Here is a 15,431-nt window from a genome sequence, read left to right as displayed (position 1 = left end):
AGAGCATAACGTCCAATGATCTGAAATCGTTTACAAGCTGCGTTCAAAAAAAACCACGAGAAACGTGGTTTGACACCGCGATCATTGCCCACGCCGCTGCGCCCTGCCCGGCAGCGGCGTGGGCAATGGACCGGCACGAAGCCGGCCATTGCCGTTTTCCCGCGACCGATGCCGCCGGCGGAGCGGCGGCATCGGGTCGTGCATCTACACCCGGGCTTAGAAGCGGAAGCCCACTTCGGCCTTGATCTGACGCGGCGTGCCGATGATGTCGCCGGTCTCGTTGTAGCTGGCCTGCAGCTTGCCGTTGGTCTTGACGTAGTTGTAGGTGGAGAAGTTGTCGAAGTTGAAGACGTTGATGATGTCGATACGTGCGTACAGCTCGGTATCGCCCGGCATCTTGAACGTCTTCGTCGCCTGCAGGTCGACCGAACGGTAGCCGAAGATCTTGCCGCCCACCAGGAACTTGCCGGTGGCGTTGGGCACGGCCGCCTGCGGCGTCGGCAGGGTGTAGCCGCTGGCCTGCATCACCGGGTACCAGTCGTTGACGGCCGTCGGGGTGGCCAGGGTGATCTTGCCGCCGAAGGTGATGCCCCAGAAGCCCGCGTACGAACCGGTCACCACCAGGCGGTGGCGCGGTGCGCCGTTGGAGCGGATGGTCGGATAGTCGCCGATCAGACCGCGGTCAAACGCGTACTTCTCGTTGATGTCGCGATTGTGGCGGGCGGTGGTCCAGGTATAGGCGATGGAGGTACCCCAGCCGCTTTCCTTGGTGAACGGCTTCTGCGCCGACAGCAGCACCTGGGTGGCACGGGTCTTGATGCCCTGCTGGCCGATGATCAGGCTGCCGAAGCCCGGCACGTTGCAGCTCCACGCCTGGCTCAGGCCCGGGTCGGTGCCACCGCACAGGCGCGGGTCATCGAAGAACTGGCCGGTCGGGTAACGGTTGCCCAGGGTAAAGGCGAAACCGTCGTAGCTCAGGGTGCGAGCGATGGTGGCGTCGGTCAGCCACTCGCCGATCCGGTTGCTCATGCCCAGGCTGAACTGGTCCGAGTACGGCGCCTTCAGCTTGTTGTTCAGCAGGTCCACTTCCAGACCGGCATTGCTGGTCGCGCCGACCAGTGACTGCAGGTTGCCGATGCCGTTGAGCAGGTTCGGGTTCCAGTCATAGCAGGCGGCCTGGCCGTTGATGCAGGTGCCGGTGGCCGGGTTGCGGAAGTAGATGGTCGGCTGCGGCAAAGCCAGCTTGGTGGTTTCCAGCTGCAGGTTGTCGAACAGGTCGCGGTCGTAGGACCGGCCGGCACCGCCGTGGATCACGTGCTGCTCGTCGGCATTGATGTCATACGAGAAGCCCAGGCGCGGCTGCCAGGCATCCTTGAACGCCTTGCGGTTGTGGCCGTTGCTGATGTAGTCGCTGATGTCCAGGCCACCCAGTGCCAGCGAATCGGCGTAGGTCTGGCCGGCGGGCGCACGCGGATCCTGCGAATAGATGGCGTCGACCACCTGCTGCGGGGTGACGAAATTCAGGTAGGTCGGGGTCTTTTCGTAGTCCCAGCGCAGGCCGATGTTCAGCTGCAGGTGGTCGTTGACCTGCCAGTCGTCCTGGATGAACACACCGTACTGCTTGGACTTCGAACGCACTTCGCCGGACACGCCCGACACGCCGGTCACCGGCTTGACGAACTGCGCCTTGTACGGAATCGAATCCGGGAAGTCCGGGTCTCCCAGGGAATAGGTGAAGGTCGGGTTGATCTGCGCCGCGTCGGAAGCGTACAGGTCGATCTGCTTGTACTTCACGCCCATCTTGATGGTGTGGTCACCGGCCCACTGGATGCCATCCAGGGTCAGGTTGTCTTCGATCGACCAGCCCTTCTGGCCCTTCACCTGCGAATCCAGAGCCGATGCACCGCCGATCTTCACCACGGTGCGGTCTTCGGGACCGTCCGGCGCGGTGTAGGTGATGCCGTTGGCCAGGGTCAGCGGGGTCGGATTGTTGAACGAATCCTCGTGGGTGACCATCAATTCGTTGTAGTAACGCTCACCGCTGTGGTTCCAGCGCAGGGCGTAGCGACGGTCGGTATTGACCACTTCGCGTCCGGCCTGCGGCGAGGTCTGGCCACTGAACTGCGACTGGGTTTCGTCGCGGTCCTGGAAGGTCAGTTCAATGCGATCGTTGTCGGTCGGCTCGAAGTCGATCTTGCCGAAGATCAGATCCTGCTGGAACGGCTGGCTGGCCGGGCCGAGGCCGGCGGCGCCGGCCGGCGGCAGCAGGCCCGCAGCGCCGGTGACCGCGCCGTCCGGCGCGATGGTGACCGGCAGATCGAAGCGCTTGGCTTCGTAGGTGACAAAGAAGTGCGCCTTGTCCTGGATGATCGGGCCGCCCAGGGCGAAGCCGTATTCCTTCTCGGCCGAGACCATCTTGTCCTTGCCGCCCTGACGCTCGGCCGGGGTCTTGGCACGCATGTCCTCATCGGTGTAGCGGTAGAACGCCTCACCCTTGAACTCATTGGTACCGGACTTGGTCGCAGCAGTCACTGCGGCGCTCGACACCTGGCCATACTCGGCCTTGTAATTGCCGCTGATGACCTTGTATTCACCGATGGCCAGCTGCGGGAACGGGTTGCCGGCGCTGCCGGACTGGCCGGCCACGCCGCCACCCTTCACGTAGCTCTTCTGGCCCACGCCGTCGATGTACACATTGGTGCCATCGGCATTGGTGGCACCGCCGCGCAGCGAGGTATTGCCCTTGGCGTCACGGGTGAAGATCAGGCCCGGCACCGCGTCGGCGAACTCCAGGAAGTTGCGCGAGACCTGCGGGGTGGTCTGGATCTGTTGCAGGCTGACGGTCTTGCCGACTTCGGAGGTGCGCACTTCCTGCAGCAGGGTCGGCGCGACGACGTTGACAGTGTCCAGGTTGGTGGCCGCGGTCGACCCCGGGGTGCTGCTGGCAGCGCCGGCAAAGTTCAGCGTAGCGGTCGAGGCCACGGTGACGGTGACCTTCTGCGACTGGCCGTTGGCAACCACGTCGTAGGTGCCCGGGTCCAGGCCCATCAGCGAGTAGCTGCCATCGGCACGCACGGTGCCGCGACGGACGGTACCGGTGGCCACGTTGGTGGCGGTGACTTCGGCGCCGGCCTGGGCGCCGGAAACCTGGCCGCGCAGGCTGGCGTTGGCCGACTGCGCCATGACGTTCGGAGCGGCGGCCAGCATCAGGCAGCTGACCAGTGCGGTGCTCAGCAGCCGGCGTGCCGGCGTGCGGAAGGTGGTGTGCATCATCAACTCAATCTCCGGGTGGCGGTAACCGCTTGCGCGGTACCTGCGATCAATCAAAAAAGAAGGAACGCCTCTGGCTTCAATGGCCCGATGGCGGAGTGGTGGAATCGCGAACTATCAAGCGGGGAACCAGGGTCTGCTTGTCCCCTGTCCCGTCCGTGGAGGTGCCGTCCATCAACTGCAGCAGGCGCGTCATGGCCCGGTCGCCGAGCTCGGCGATGCTGACCTGCATGGTGGTCAGCGACGGGTGGACGAAACGCGCCAGTGGAATGTCATCGAAACCCGCCAGGGCGACATCGGCCGGAACACGGACCCCTGCCTGCGTGAACGCATACAGGCAGCCCAGGGCCATCATGTCGTTGGCGGCGAACACGGCATCGGGCAGCGCTCCGGCTGCCAGCAACTCCTGACCGGCGCGATGGCCGGAAGCTTCGTCGAAATCACCGGGCAGCTCGATGCCCTCGGCGCCACTGCCAAAAGCCACCAGCGCGTCACGGAAGCCGCGCAGGCGCTCGCGCGCGTCGAAGTTGAGGTCCGGGCCAGAAATGAATGCAATGCGGCGGTGGCCGGCGTCCAGCAGGTGGCGGGTCATCGCCATCGCACCGGCATGGTCGTCAATGCTCAGCACCGGGTGGTCCTGCCCGGGCAGATAGGTGTTGATCAACACCGTCGGCAACGACTGCGGCAGGTTGTCGGTCAGGAAACCGGGGCTCTCGGCATAGGGCGAGAGCACCAGCAGGCCGTCGACGCGACCGCGCATGGCGCGCAGGGCCGCGCCCTGCTGTTCCTGGTCGCCGTGATAGCTGGACACCAGCAGGTGCTGGCGGCGGCTACGGGCGACGTTGTCGATGCCACGCATCAGCTCGGAGAAGAACTCGCCGTACAGATCCGGCAGCACCACGCCCACCGTATTGGTGCGGCGGCTGCTCAGGCTGCGGGCGGCGGCGTGCGGGGTGTAACGCAGCCGTGCGGCGACCTCCAGCACAAGCTGGCGGACCGGTTCGGCGACATTTTCATGCCCGTTGAGCGCGCGGGAAACCGTGGCCACGGAGACCCGGGCTTCGCGAGCGACGTCTTTGATTGTGATAGCTGCCTTGTTCACGAAGCCGCCCTCCACGGCTTGGACCTACCAGCATTGGCGCGGAATGTAAGCGTTTCCATCTGGGCTTGTAAACAGTCCGTTAGGCGAATGTCCCGAAATGGACATGAAAATCTGTCCGCGGCGAGGCCCGTGCGGACCGGCCAGGACAGTGCGGGACAAGGGCTCAGCCCTGTTCTGACGGGGTATGTGCGCGGATGGACAGCGCGTGGATATCGGTCTCCATCATCGACCCCAGTGCGGCGTACACCGCGCGATGCCGGGCCAGCGGGCCCAGTCCGGCGAAGCGTTCACTGACCACATGCACGTTGAAATGGCCGCGACCGTCGCGCGCACCGGCATGGCCGGCGTGGCGATGGCTGTCGTCTTCGATCTCGAGCACGCTCGGCGCCAGGGCATGCTGCAGCGCATCACGCATTCGCGAGATCCGTTCCGCGTTCACGGCAACACCTTGCGGAACGGCCGCACCTGCACGCGGGTGTAGACGCCGGCCGCCACGTACGGGTCGGCGTCGGCCCAGGCCTGGGCCTGCAGCAGCGACTCGAACTGCGCGATCACCACCGAGCCGCTGAAACCGGCCGGGCCCGGGTCTTCACTGTCCACCGCCGGGCACGGGCCGGCCAGCAGCAGGCGTCCCTCGTCGCGCAGCGCGTGCAACCGCGCCAGGTGTTCCGGCCGCGCCTGCAGCCGCTGCGCCAGCACATCCTGGCCGTCATACCCTTCGATCACATACCACACCGGCATTTCCTCGCTTGCGTTGTCGGGTCCGCAGATTCTAGCCAATGCGGCCCCTGCCCCGGCCCGGCTGGACACTGGCGCGACAAAGGCTTACCCTAGACTCCATTGCACGTGGCTGGATGCAGCAGCCCGTCGGTTTTTGCGGCCAACGCAGCCCCCGACGACCGTCCCGCTGCTTCAAACCGGTCCACCTGGCCGGGCCACGTAGACGACCTCCCCGTAGTTCCGTCGCCGCCGTTTCCTGCGGCGCGTCCTGCTGTTTGATATGTGTGGAATCGCGCCGATCCCGGCGTGTCTGGTGCCCTGGGGCTCCGTGGCGTTGGCCCGGCGAACCCGGTGCCGCGACTGGTCCGTTGCAATCCTGATGTCCATTAGATGACTTCCGAACTCGCGCTCGACGCGAACCCGCCAACCCGGCCGCCCGCCCCACAGCAGCAGGAAATGCCGCTGGCCGTGGTGCATGGGCAACCGGTCCTGCAGATTCCGCAGGACCTGTACATTCCGCCGGACGCGCTGGAAGTCATCCTGGATGCCTTCGAAGGCCCGCTGGACCTGCTGCTGTACCTGATCCGCCGCCAGAACCTGGATGTCCTGGACATTCCCGTTGCCGAGATCACCCGGCAGTACGTGGAATACATCACCGTGATGCGCGAGCTGCGCTTCGAGCTGGCCGCCGAGTACCTGGTGATGGCGGCGATCCTGGCCGAAGTGAAGTCGCGCATGCTGCTGCCACGCCCGGTCAGCGAGGAAGGCGATGAGGCCGACCCGCGCGCCGAGCTGGTGCGCCGGCTGCAGGAGTACGAACGCTTCAAGCAGGCCGCCGAGGACATCGACGCCCTGCCCCGCCAGGATCGCGACACGACGGTGGCGCATGCCTTCATGCCCGAACGCGCTACGGTGAAGCTGCCGCCGCCGGTGGACCTGAAGGAGATGCTGCTGGCGCTGCACGACGTGCTCAAGCGCGCCGAGCTGTTCAGCGGCCACGCCATCAAGCGTGAGGCACTGAGCGTGCGGCAACGCATGGGCGAAGTGCTGGGACGCCTGGAAGATGGCAAGTTCTATCGTTTTGAAGGGTTGTTCACGGCCGAAGAAGGCAAGCTGGGCGTGCTGGTCACGTTCCTGGCGGTGCTGGAGCTGGCCAAGGAACAGCTGCTGGACATCGTCCAGGAAGAACCGCTGGCGCCGATCTACGTGAAATCGCTGGCCGCCGGCAACACCAATGCCCCGCTGCAGTTCAGCAGCGAATTCGACGACAACGACGCCGCCAATGCAGACGAGTGAGCGCTGACTGCCGATGGATCAATTGCTGATCAACCGCATTGTCGAGGGTGCCCTGCTGGCCTCCAGCCAGCCGCTCACCCTGGCCCAGCTGAAGGATCTGTTCCCGGAAGAGGAACCGGCACCTCCGGGTAGCATCGAACGCGCACTGGAACGCCTGCGCGAGGCCTGCGAAGGGCGCGGCGTGGAACTGGTCGAGGTCGCCTCCGGCTTCCGCTACCAGGTCACCGGCGAAGTGCATGGCTGGATCAGCCGGCTGTGGACCGAACGCAAGACCCGTTACACCCGCGCCACCCTGGAAACCCTGGCGCTGATCGCCTACCGGCAGCCGATCACCCGCGGCGAGATCGAGCAGGTGCGCGGCGTGGCGGTCAGCAGCAACATCATCCAGGCGCTGGAAGAACGCGAGTGGATCCGCGTGGTCGGCCACCGCGATGTGCCCGGCAAGCCGGCGCTGTTCGGCACCACCAAGGGCTTTCTGGATTATTTCGGCCTGAAGCGATTGGATGAGCTGCCGCCACTGTCGGAACTGAAGGACCTGGGCGAGCTGGAACCCCAGCTGTCCCTGGACCGTGACGCACCGGCCGCCGCCAGTGCCGACGGTCCTGACATTTCGGCTGGCGCCGATGGCGCTGCCGCGAACGATGACACCGGCCTGGCCGGCAGCGACACCCCCGATTCCGCCGATGCAGCGTCTGCGTCGGCTTCCGATGAGCAAGCACCTTCGCCCCTCGATGATGGGCACCCCGATTCCGCGCCGGGCGAGCGCGCGGTGCCAGTGAACGAACGCGAAGACAACGCCGTCGCGATGACGACCGTGGCTGTTGACCAAGCCGATTCCGAACCAGAGGCCGACCTCGAAACCGTCGGCCGGAGCAAAACTGATGAGTGACACCCCCCGTAACAAGCTCTCGCTGAAGCGCGAAGCCACCTCCGAACAGTTCAAGCTGGAAGAGCGCCTGCACAAGGTGCTGGCCCAGGCCGGCCTCGGCTCGCGCCGCGCGCTGGAACAGCGCATCGCCGAAGGCCTGGTCAAGGTCAACGGTGAAGTCGCGCAGACCGGCATGTCGGTCAAGAGCGGCGACAAGATCGAACTGGATGGCCGTGGCTTCGTCGCCACCGCCCTGGCCGAGCCGTCGCGCGTGCTGGTCTACAACAAGCCGGAAGGCGAAGTGACCACCCGCGATGATCCGGAAGGCCGCCCGACCGTGTTCGAATCGCTGCCGCCGCTGAAGGGCGCGCGCTGGATCGCGATCGGCCGCCTGGACATCAACACCACCGGCCTGCTGCTGGCCACCACCGACGGTGAACTGGCCAACGCCATGATGCACCCGTCGTTCGAGGTCGAGCGCGAGTACGTGGTGCGCGTGCGTGCGCCGGAAGGCGAGGAAAAGGTCTCCGACGCCATCGTCGACCGCCTCACCCGTGGCGTGGCACTGGAAGACGGCCCGGCCAAGTTCGACGAGATCGAACGCATCGGCGGCACCGATTCGCACGACTGGTTCCGCGTCGTGGTGAAGGAAGGCCGCAACCGCGAAGTGCGCCGCCTGTGGGAATCGCAGGGCTGCCAGGTCAGCCGCCTGAAGCGCACCCGCTATGGCAAGGTGAGCCTGCCGCGCGAACTGGCCCGTGGCCATTCGGTGGAACTGGGCACCGCCCAGGTGGAAGCCCTGCGCGCGCAGCTGAAGCTGGAAGAAGGCGCACCGTCGGCACTGACGCTGCAGCCGGTGATCGGCCAGCGCCGCGCCGCCAAGACCACCGTGCGCGTGCGCGAAGGTGGCCGCGGCAATGCCTATGTCAACGGCCACAACACCGCCGACGAAGGCCGCGAGCTGCGTCGTTTCGACAACGTCCGCGAAGACCGCGGCCGTGGTCGCGGCGGCAAGGGTGGCGGCTTCAAGGGCGGCCTGACGGTCAGCGGTGAAGCGGCAGCCAAGCAGTCGCAGAAGCCGTTCAAGCAGCGCGCCCAGAAGAACGATCGTTCGCTGCCGGAAGGCAATCCGGCGGCGTTCCGCACCTGGTACGTGCCGGATGGCGTGAGCACCGGCCCGAGCGGCCATCGCAATGCCGGTCCGGGCGCACGTGGCCCCGGCGCCCGTGGTCCGGGTGCAGGCGGCCAGGGCCGTCCGTACGGCAAGCCGAAGGGTCCGGGCGCAGGCGCCGGTGGCGGCCAGGGCCGTGGCGGTTTCGGCGGCGAAGGCCGGAGCGGCGCAGGCGGCCAGGGCCGTCCGGCCGGTGCGGGCAACCGCTCGCAGGGCCAGGGCAACAAGCACCCGTATGGCCATCCGGGCAATGCCCCGAGCTTCCCGTCCGACCACGCCACTCCGGGCTTCAACCCGTATGGCAGCCCGAAGCCGGCGCAGGGCGCCCGTCCGGGCGGTCGTGGTCCGGGCGGCGGCAACCGTGGTCCGGGCGGTAATCGCGGCCCGGGCGGTCCGGGTGGCAACCGTGGCCCGGGTGGCCCCGGCGGCAACCGCGGTCCGGGCGGCCCGCGCCGCAGCGGCCCGCGCGGCGGCTGATCACCGACCCGACTGAAATGAAAAACCCCGGCTCCGGCCGGGGTTTTTCGTTGAAAAGGGGACGGAGGGGATTAAGTCGTTTTTGCCACTGTGTGTGTCGAAGGGGCGAAAGCGACTTAATCCCCTCCGTCCCCTTTTGCGTGGCGCTGGAACGCGGCGGGCGTGGTGCCGGTCATGCTGCGGAAGAAGGCGATGAACGGGCTCTCGGCGGAGAAGCCGGTGTCCTGGGCCACATGCGCGACGCGACGGCCGAGCAGCAGCAGCTCCATGGCCCGCATCAGGCGCCATTGCTGGCGCCAGGCCTGATAGCTCATGCCGGTATCACGTTGCATCAACCGGCCGACGGTACGCGCGCTCAGGCCCGTGCGCGCGGCCAGCTCCCCCAGTTCGGGCGGCAGCTGTTCGGCCAGCGGCAGGCAACGTGTGATTCGTGGATCACGCGGTAAAGGCAGGTCCATCGGCGCCAGCGGTGCAGCGGCGATTTCCAGCACGCACAACGCCAGTTGGTGGTGCGCACGCGGCGCCTGCCAGTCCTGGTCGAACGGTGCCTGTGCGATCGGCTCCAGCAACGCCTGCAGCAGCGGACCCACGCCGATGATCGCCGGCTGCCGGGGCAGCTGGGCCGCCAGGCTGGCGTCGAAGTACAACGAACGGTAGTCGACCGCCTGGCGCATCTGCGCGCGATGGCGCAGCCCACCCGGGATCCACGCGGCGCGCGCGGGCGGCAGCAGGCTGATGCGATCACCGTAAGTCAGGCGTGTACAGCCCTGCCGGGTATACAGCAGCTGCGCGCGTGCGTGCTGGTGCCAACCCGAATCGTGATCCGCCAGTGAGGCCGCGATACCCAGCACCGGAGCGCTCCAGGCATCGGCGTCGAAGTGCGCGTCCGGCTGCAACCAGGCCATGTCTGATTTCATACATCCAATGACAGATTAGACAGGGTGCGCCATTGCGGACGCGACCACAATGCGCGGCCCTGTTCCTGGAGCGCCCGCATGTCGCGCCGCCTGTTGTTGCTGACCATTGCACTGCTGATGTTTCCGCAGCTGGCACAGACCCTGTACAGCCCGGCCCTGGCCGATCTGGCCAAACGCTTCTCCTTGCCGCCGAGTGCCGCCAGCCAGGCCATGAGCCTGTACCTGTTCGGCTTCGCTGCAGGCGTGCTGCTGTGGGGGCGCTTGGCCGATCGCCTCGGTCGCCGCCCCGCCCTTCTCTGTGGCCTCGGCGTCTTCGCAGTGGCTGCATTGGGCGGCCTGATGGCAGGCAGCTTCGGCCAGGTACTGCTGGCCCAGGCGCTGGCCGCAGTCGGCGCCGCCGCCGCTTCGGTGGTCACCCAGACCGTGCTGCGCGACCATCTGCGGGGGCCGGCATTGGCGCAGGCATTCTCCTGGATCGGCATGGCCCTGGCCCTGAGCCCGGCCATCGGCCTTGCACTGGGCACGCTGCTGGTCGCCACCCATGGCTATGTCGGCGTACAGTCCGGCCTGCTGCTGATCGCCGCCCTGCTGGCGGTGGCATGCCTGGCAGGCCTGCGTGAAAGTCGCCCTGCACAGATCCCGCACACGCCCATGCTGCTGCTGCTGCGGCAGCTGCTGCGCGATCGCTGGATCTGGTCACACGCGTTGCTGGTGATGGCCTTCAACGTGGCGATGTACAGCTGGTATGTACTCGGCCCCTTCGTGTTCGCGCGCCTGCACTGGCCAGCCACCTGGTTCGGCGCCAGCGGCGCGGTGCTGGCACTGGGCTCGGCATTGGGCGCGTGGGGCAATGGCTGCCTGCTGCGTGCAGGCGTTTCCACAACCGCGCGTATCCGCATCGCCGCAGGCTTGGTTCTGACGGGAGGCCTGCTGGCTGCGCTGCTGCATGATCACCCCGCCCTGGTCGCGGCGATGGTGCCGGTGGTGACGGGCTTCGGCCTTGCCATTCCCAATGTGCTCGGCCAGGCCCTGCGTGGCTATCCACACTGTCTCGGCAGCGCAGGCGCGCTGTTCGGCCTGCTCTACTACCTGTTGATCGGTGCGGCGATGGCGCTGGTCGGTGCAGTGCAGCTGCTGGCACCGACCCTCATCGTGTGTGGCCTGCTGGCCTTGTGGCTGCAGCGGCGGCGTCCCGTTGCAGCCTAGGAATTGCTGCAAAAGCAGCGCACTGTGCGCGCCTTCCGGGAATGGTTTTGATTCCCCGGCTATCGTGCGCGCTCTCCCACACAAGACAGATGCCCGTGATCACCATCACCGCCGAACAGGCCCGCGCCAACGCCGATGCTGCCAAGCGCCCAATCGAACTGTTCTACCGCGATCTCGACAACGCTATCCAGATCGGCTCGGAAAATGGCCGACGCTACATCGTGTTCGGCTTCAACCAGGTAATGGCCAGCGAGCAGCTCGTCGAAGACGTGGTCGCGCAGCTGCTGAAGAATGGTTTCGGTATCGAACGGTTATTGAGCGACTCCGAACAGCACTACATCCGCATCAGCTGGGGAGCTGCCGAGCCGTCGCGCCTCAGCGCCGGCTGAGGGTGAACGCGGTACCGTCCACGCCCAGGTCCCAGCCCTTGCCGGTACCGGACAGGGCCAGTGAGATGTCGCCCTTGGTCATCACCTGCGCATTGCTGGATTTCATCGCACCGGCATGTGCACCAACCGACGCGTAAGTGCCCAGCAGCTGGTCGATGCTGATCGCGCCGGTGAAATTGCCGCGCCCGTTGGTGATCTTCGACTTGCCCACGGTCAGGCCGCCCCCCTTCATCTGGATGTGCACCGGCATGCTGGCGCCGTTGCTGCAGGTGACCGTGCCATTGCCGGAAGCCGTCTTGTAGATCAGCGACCAGCCGGACAGGTTGTAGCGCAGCTCGCAATCGAGGTTGCCGGCAGCGTGCGCGGCCGGGGCGAGCGATGCGGCAGACAGGGCCAGCAGCAGGGCGAAGGGCTTGTTCATGGCGGGACTTCCCGTTCGGTCGGACTGGCGGCGAATCTAGCAGCGCGCGCGTGCAGGTTGAATGCAGGCGCGCGCGCTGGTGCGGCAGCGTTCAGGCCGTCGCTCAGGCCTGTTCGTCCAGATGGAAGGCGTCGGCATCAAGCATCGCCGGGAAACGTGCGCGGTGTGCCGCCAGCGCCTCGGCCGAAATGGTGGTGGTGACCACCTGTTCGCGTTCGCGGATCTCCACCTGCGGCTGGCCGAGGAAATCCAGCACCGCGCTGTCGCCGGCGTAGTGCAGCTGGTTGCCATCGACGCCGACACGGTTCACCGCAGCAACGAAGCACAGGTTCTCGATCGCACGTGCACGCAGCAGTGTCTTCCACGCATAGGCGCGTGCCGAAGGCCAGTTGGCGACGAAGATCTGCAGGTCGAAATCCAGCTGCTGCGGACGCTCCACGTTGTAGCGGTTGCGGCAGAACACCGGGAAACGCAGGTCGTAGCAGACCTGCGGATTGATCCGCCAGCCTTTCCATTCCACGCTCAGGCGGTCGCGACCGGCGGCATAACGCTCGTGCTCGCCGCCGTAGCGGAACAGGTGGCGCTTGTCGTAGTACTGCAGCTCACCATCGGGCGTGGCGAACAGCAGGCGGTTGTAGACGCCATCGCCATCACGCAGCTGCACGCTGCCGATCACCGCCGCGTCCAAGGCCCTGGCCTGCTCGCGCACCCAGGCCACGGTCGGGCCGTCCATGCCTTCGGCCTGGGCAATGGCTTCGTTGGAGAAGCCACTGGTGAAGGTCTCCGGCAGGATCACCAGATCGGTGTTGCCGGCCAGCGGCGCCAGCAGCGCGCCGTAGTAGGCGCGGTTGCCCGCCGGGTCGTGCCAGCGGGTGTCGCCCTGGACGAGGGAAATGCGCAGGTCCTGCATGTTCAGCCCTCCGCTCACAGCAGGCGCAGGCGTTCGATGGCCGCGTCCATGGTCGCTTCGTTCTTGGCGAAGCACAGACGCACCAGGCGCTGGCCGGCCGGCGGGTTCTCGTAGAACGGTGACAGCGGAATGGCAGTGACGCCCTTCTCGATGGTCAGCCACTTCACGAACTCATGGTCTGGCAGGTCGCTGATGGCCGAGTAATCGACCAGCTGGAAGTAGCCACCCGGCACCGGCAGCGCCTTCAGGCGGGTGCCGGCCAGCTGCTCGCGGAAGCGGTCGCGCTTGGCCTGGTAGAACGCGCCCAGCTCCAGGTGGTGCTCGGGCTCGTCACGGATCATCGCGGCGAAGCCGTACTGCGCCGGGCCGAAGCTGGTGAAGGTGTTGTACTGGTGCACCTTGCGGAACTCGGCGGTCAGCGCCGGCGGTGCGATCGCATAGCCGATCTTCCAGCCGGTGCAGTGGTAGGTCTTGCCGAAGCTGGAGATCACGAACGCGCGCTCGCGCAGTTCCGGGTAGCGCAGCGCCGATTCATGGCGGCGGCCGTCGTAGATGATGTGTTCGTACACCTCATCGGAGATCAGGTAGATCTGCGTGCCACGCAGCAGCTCGGCCAGTGCCTGCATGTCCTGCGCCGACAGCATCGCGCCGGACGGATTGTGCGGGGTGTTGACGATCAACATGCGGGTGCGCGGGGTGATCGCCGCACGCACGCGGTCCCAGTCGACGGCGAACGTCTGCGGATCGAGCGACACATGTACGGCCTTGGCACCGGCCAGGTCGATCGCCGGTTCGTAGCAGTCATAGGCCGGGTCGAGCACGATCACTTCCTCGCCGGCACGCACGACGGCGTGGATGGCGTTGAAGATGGCCTCGGTGCCACCGCTGGTGACAGTGATCTCGCTGTCCGCATCGACCTGGGCGCCGTAGCAGTCCAGCGCCTTCTGCGCGATGGCCTGGCGCAGCGGCGCCACGCCGGTCATCGGCGGGTACTGGTTCAGCCCGGCGACCATCGCCCTGGCAGTCTCGTCGATCAGGCGCTGCGGCGCCGAAAAGTCCGGAAAACCCTGGCCCAGGTTGACTGCGCCGTGTTCGGCGGCGAGCTGGGACATCACGGTGAAGATCGTGGTACCGACCTTGGGCAGCTTGGTGGTGGGTTGCATCGGCCTGGGCTGTGGGGGAACAGACCTGCGAGTTTACGCAATCCGCGCGTCGGTAGTGCCGGCTGCCGGCCGGCAACTTCGGCTGGCAGGTGGCGAAATTGCCGGCCAGAGGCCGGCACTACCATCGGCATTCACCGCTACAATTGCCGCCGCACTCCGGCATGAAGACCTTTGCCCCTTGAACACCCCTGCATTGCTGGCTGCCAGCGGCCTGAGCTTCTCCCGCAATGACGAGCCGGTGTTCGGCCCGCTGGACTTCCATGTGGACGCCGGCGAAGCCCTGCTGGTGCAGGGCGGCAACGGCGCCGGCAAGACCACGCTGCTGCGCGTGCTGGCCGGCCTGGCCCGGCCCGGGGCCGGGCAGGTGCGGATCGACGGCAAGCCGGCCAACAATGCCGAACGTGCACGCTACGTGGCCTACCTCAGCCATCTGCCGGCGCTGAAGCCAGACCTGGACACGCTGGAGAACCTGCACTTCCTGTGCGGCCTGCACGGCCGCCGCGCACGGCAGATGCCGGGCAACGCGCTGGCCATTGTCGGCCTGGCCGGATATGAGGAAACCCTTGTGCGGCATCTATCGGCCGGGCAGAAGCGGCGGCTGGCACTGGCGCGCATCTGGCTGTCGCCGGCGCCGCTGTGGCTGCTCGACGAACCCTACGCCAACCTCGACCTGGAGGGCATCACTCTGGTCAACCGGATGATTTCCGCGCACCTGCGCGCCGGTGGCGCTGCGCTGGTCACCACCCACGGCGCCTATGCCGCACCGCCGGTGCGGACCCGCCAGCTCGACCTCGGCGGTGCCGCATGATCGCGCCGGGCACCGAACCGGGCCTGTGGCAGACCGCAGGCGCCCTGCTCAAGCGCGACCTGCGCCTGCTCTGGCGGCGCCGCGGCGACGCGCTGCAGCCGCTGCTGTTCGCGGTGCTGGTGGTGGTGCTGTTCGCGCTGGCCCAGGGCCGCGAGCCAAACCTGCTGGCCGCCACCGCAGGCGCAGTGCTGTGGCTTGCTGTGCTGCTGGCCGGGCAGCTGTCGCTGGATTCACTGTTCCGCTCCGATGCCGAAGACGGCTCGCTGGAACAATGGCTGCTGGCGCCGGTGCCGCTGGCCTGGCTGGTGCTGGTGCGCGTGCTGCTGCACTGGGCCACCACCGCCCTGCCGTTGATCGTGGTCAGCCCGCTGCTGGCCGAAATGCTGCATCTGCCGCATGACCAGCTGCCGATGCTGCTGGCATCGTTGCTGCTGGGAACGCCGTTGCTGAGCCTGATCGGTGGCGTGGTCGCCGCGCTGACCGTGGGCATCCGACGCTCTGGTATTCTCGTGGCGTTGCTGTCGCTGCCGCTGTACGTGCCGGTGCTGGTGTTCGGCGCAGGCAGTCTGGTGGCAGCCGGACGCGGGCAGGATCCGGTCGGTGCGCTGCTGATGCTGGGCGCCGGCCTGCTGGTCGCGCTGGTGCTGGCACCGCTGGCCACTGCCGCTGCAATACGTATTTCTCTGAGTTGACCGAGCTGAGAGCCAATCCCC

15 protein-coding genes are annotated in these 15,431 nt (G+C 66.8%); 7 read left to right on the top strand and 8 right to left on the bottom strand.

The features are described 5' to 3' along the window. Nucleotides 1-216: 216 nt before the first annotated feature. From N5J73_RS07910 to N5J73_RS07895, 4 genes are all read right to left on the bottom strand, one after another. Complete coding sequence (locus tag N5J73_RS07910; RefSeq protein WP_049447375.1) at nucleotides 217-3,273, bottom strand: TonB-dependent receptor; 3,057 nt, start codon at nucleotides 3,271-3,273, stop codon at nucleotides 217-219. Nucleotides 3,274-3,349: 76 nt separating this feature from the next. Beyond that, nucleotides 3,350-4,387, bottom strand: coding sequence for a LacI family DNA-binding transcriptional regulator (locus tag N5J73_RS07905; RefSeq protein WP_049447374.1), 1,038 nt, complete (start codon nucleotides 4,385-4,387; stop codon nucleotides 3,350-3,352). A gap of 148 nt (nucleotides 4,388-4,535) precedes the next feature. Then, nucleotides 4,536-4,787 carry a BolA family protein gene (locus N5J73_RS07900; protein WP_049447373.1) on the bottom strand — a complete coding sequence of 84 codons (252 nt, stop codon included), beginning with the start codon at nucleotides 4,785-4,787 and terminating at the stop codon, nucleotides 4,536-4,538. Nucleotides 4,788-4,807: 20 nt separating this feature from the next. Further along, entirely contained in the window at nucleotides 4,808-5,107 is a 300-nt protein-coding gene (locus N5J73_RS07895; RefSeq protein WP_032129789.1) for a YciI family protein, read from the bottom strand. A 375-nt stretch (nucleotides 5,108-5,482) separates the two neighbouring features. Between N5J73_RS07895 and N5J73_RS07890 the strand changes: the two genes are divergently transcribed. The 3 genes from N5J73_RS07890 to N5J73_RS07880 are packed head-to-tail and all read left to right on the top strand — an operon-like array spanning nucleotide 5,483 to nucleotide 8,904. Continuing rightward, nucleotides 5,483-6,388, top strand: a complete 906-nt coding sequence (locus N5J73_RS07890) for a ScpA family protein (RefSeq protein WP_010486714.1) — start codon at nucleotides 5,483-5,485, stop codon at nucleotides 6,386-6,388. Nucleotides 6,389-6,401: 13 nt separating this feature from the next. Next, nucleotides 6,402-7,277 carry an SMC-Scp complex subunit ScpB gene (scpB, locus tag N5J73_RS07885; RefSeq protein WP_049447372.1) on the top strand — a complete coding sequence of 292 codons (876 nt, stop codon included), beginning with the start codon at nucleotides 6,402-6,404 and terminating at the stop codon, nucleotides 7,275-7,277. Further along, entirely contained in the window at nucleotides 7,270-8,904 is a 1,635-nt protein-coding gene (locus tag N5J73_RS07880; protein ID WP_049447371.1) for a pseudouridine synthase, read from the top strand. The genes scpB and N5J73_RS07880 overlap by 8 nt, the downstream gene beginning before the upstream one ends. Nucleotides 8,905-9,020: 116 nt before the next feature. Here the strand turns inward: N5J73_RS07880 and N5J73_RS07875 are convergent, their stop codons facing one another. Beyond that, nucleotides 9,021-9,809 carry a helix-turn-helix transcriptional regulator gene (locus N5J73_RS07875; protein ID WP_049447370.1) on the bottom strand — a complete coding sequence of 263 codons (789 nt, stop codon included), beginning with the start codon at nucleotides 9,807-9,809 and terminating at the stop codon, nucleotides 9,021-9,023. Between the two features lie 90 nt (nucleotides 9,810-9,899). Between N5J73_RS07875 and N5J73_RS07870 the strand changes: the two genes are divergently transcribed. Both N5J73_RS07870 and N5J73_RS07865 read left to right on the top strand, forming a co-directional pair. Next, nucleotides 9,900-11,027, top strand: a complete 1,128-nt coding sequence (locus N5J73_RS07870) for an MFS transporter (RefSeq protein WP_049447369.1) — start codon at nucleotides 9,900-9,902, stop codon at nucleotides 11,025-11,027. Nucleotides 11,028-11,116: 89 nt separating this feature from the next. Further along, nucleotides 11,117-11,416: a hypothetical protein gene (locus N5J73_RS07865; protein ID WP_226053707.1), complete on the top strand. Its 300-nt coding sequence runs from the start codon at nucleotides 11,117-11,119 to the stop codon at nucleotides 11,414-11,416. Here N5J73_RS07865 and N5J73_RS07860 read toward each other — a convergent pair. From N5J73_RS07860 to N5J73_RS07850, 3 genes are all read right to left on the bottom strand, one after another. After that, nucleotides 11,403-11,837: a hypothetical protein gene (locus tag N5J73_RS07860; protein ID WP_049447368.1), complete on the bottom strand. Its 435-nt coding sequence runs from the start codon at nucleotides 11,835-11,837 to the stop codon at nucleotides 11,403-11,405. The genes N5J73_RS07865 and N5J73_RS07860 overlap by 14 nt on opposite strands. A gap of 103 nt (nucleotides 11,838-11,940) precedes the next feature. After that, nucleotides 11,941-12,747, bottom strand: a complete 807-nt coding sequence (locus N5J73_RS07855; protein WP_049447367.1) for an amidohydrolase — start codon at nucleotides 12,745-12,747, stop codon at nucleotides 11,941-11,943. A gap of 14 nt (nucleotides 12,748-12,761) precedes the next feature. Next, on the bottom strand, nucleotides 12,762-13,910 hold the full coding sequence (locus N5J73_RS07850) for a pyridoxal phosphate-dependent aminotransferase (protein ID WP_049447366.1): 1,149 nt from the start codon (nucleotides 13,908-13,910) through the stop codon (nucleotides 12,762-12,764). A gap of 178 nt (nucleotides 13,911-14,088) precedes the next feature. Here N5J73_RS07850 and ccmA point away from each other — a divergent pair, with 178 nt between their 5' ends. Together ccmA and ccmB are read left to right on the top strand one after the other, a co-directional pair. Further along, the gene (ccmA, locus tag N5J73_RS07845) at nucleotides 14,089-14,718 is read left to right on the top strand and encodes a heme ABC exporter ATP-binding protein CcmA (RefSeq protein WP_049447365.1); all 630 of its coding nucleotides are present in this window, start codon (nucleotides 14,089-14,091) and stop codon (nucleotides 14,716-14,718) included. Next, entirely contained in the window at nucleotides 14,715-15,410 is a 696-nt protein-coding gene (gene ccmB, locus N5J73_RS07840) for a heme exporter protein CcmB (RefSeq protein ID WP_049447364.1), read from the top strand. The genes ccmA and ccmB overlap by 4 nt, the downstream gene beginning before the upstream one ends. The last annotated feature ends 21 nt before the right edge of the window (nucleotides 15,411-15,431 follow it).

It is taken from the genome of Stenotrophomonas sp. GD03654, from assembly GCF_029845105.1.
GTDB classification, from domain to species: domain Bacteria; phylum Pseudomonadota; class Gammaproteobacteria; order Xanthomonadales; family Xanthomonadaceae; genus Stenotrophomonas; species Stenotrophomonas africana.
Note: the sequence above shows the minus strand (reverse complement) of the source record. Positions and strands in the feature narration are given on the sequence as shown.

Bases quoted from the DNA above. Each gene is read 5' to 3' on its own strand.
- N5J73_RS07910 (WP_049447375.1), bottom strand. From the start codon at position 3,273: ATGATGCACACCACCTTCCGCACGCCGGCACGCCGGCTGCTGAGCACC.
- N5J73_RS07900 (WP_049447373.1), bottom strand. From the start codon at position 4,787: ATGCGTGATGCGCTGCAGCATGCCCTGGCGCCGAGCGTGCTCGAGATC.
- N5J73_RS07890 (WP_010486714.1), top strand. From the start codon at position 5,483: ATGACTTCCGAACTCGCGCTCGACGCGAACCCGCCAACCCGGCCGCCC.
- scpB (WP_049447372.1), top strand. From the start codon at position 6,402: ATGGATCAATTGCTGATCAACCGCATTGTCGAGGGTGCCCTGCTGGCC.
- N5J73_RS07880 (WP_049447371.1), top strand. From the start codon at position 7,270: ATGAGTGACACCCCCCGTAACAAGCTCTCGCTGAAGCGCGAAGCCACC.
- N5J73_RS07875 (WP_049447370.1), bottom strand. From the start codon at position 9,809: ATGGCCTGGTTGCAGCCGGACGCGCACTTCGACGCCGATGCCTGGAGC.
- N5J73_RS07870 (WP_049447369.1), top strand. From the start codon at position 9,900: ATGTCGCGCCGCCTGTTGTTGCTGACCATTGCACTGCTGATGTTTCCG.
- N5J73_RS07865 (WP_226053707.1), top strand. From the start codon at position 11,117: ATGCCCGTGATCACCATCACCGCCGAACAGGCCCGCGCCAACGCCGAT.
- N5J73_RS07860 (WP_049447368.1), bottom strand. From the start codon at position 11,837: ATGAACAAGCCCTTCGCCCTGCTGCTGGCCCTGTCTGCCGCATCGCTC.
- N5J73_RS07855 (WP_049447367.1), bottom strand. From the start codon at position 12,747: ATGCAGGACCTGCGCATTTCCCTCGTCCAGGGCGACACCCGCTGGCAC.
- N5J73_RS07850 (WP_049447366.1), bottom strand. From the start codon at position 13,910: ATGCAACCCACCACCAAGCTGCCCAAGGTCGGTACCACGATCTTCACC.
- ccmB (WP_049447364.1), top strand. From the start codon at position 14,715: ATGATCGCGCCGGGCACCGAACCGGGCCTGTGGCAGACCGCAGGCGCC.